General features: G+C 64.7%; 1 protein-coding gene. It reads right to left on the bottom strand.

The features are described 5' to 3' along the window. The coding region (locus KVS69_RS19040; RefSeq protein WP_345776828.1) for a GAF domain-containing protein at positions 1-283 on the bottom strand (283 nt) is incomplete at its 3' end. Positions 284-348 lie beyond the last annotated feature (65 nt).

Genomic DNA, 348 nt, shown 5'->3' with positions numbered 1-348 from the left:
CCTGGCTCTTCTGTAGGTCGCCGTGCAGTCGAGTAGCCTCGGACACCCGATCGAGCAGCTGTGCCCGTTGTTCCATCCCCACGGCAGCGGCTTCTGCCAAGCACTGAAGAACTGCCCTCTGGGAGGGCGTCAGCTTGCCCGGCGTCTGGCTCAACAGACACAACGTGCCAACCCGGTGTCCGCCGGCCACCTGAATCGGTGCTCCCACGTAATGGCGGACATAGGGGGCGCCCAGCACGGATGGGTTGTCGGCGAACTTGGGATCGCTGGAGGCGTCCTCCACCTCGAAGATATCTCCTGAAAGGACCGCCCACGTGCAGAAGGAGACGGCGCGCGGGGTCTCACGCA

Origin of the sequence: Stenotrophomonas sp. GbtcB23, from assembly GCF_019091045.1 — a bacterium.
Classification (GTDB): Bacteria; Pseudomonadota; Gammaproteobacteria; order Xanthomonadales; family Xanthomonadaceae; genus Stenotrophomonas; species Stenotrophomonas rhizophila_A.
Note: the sequence above shows the minus strand (reverse complement) of the source record. Positions and strands in the feature narration are given on the sequence as shown.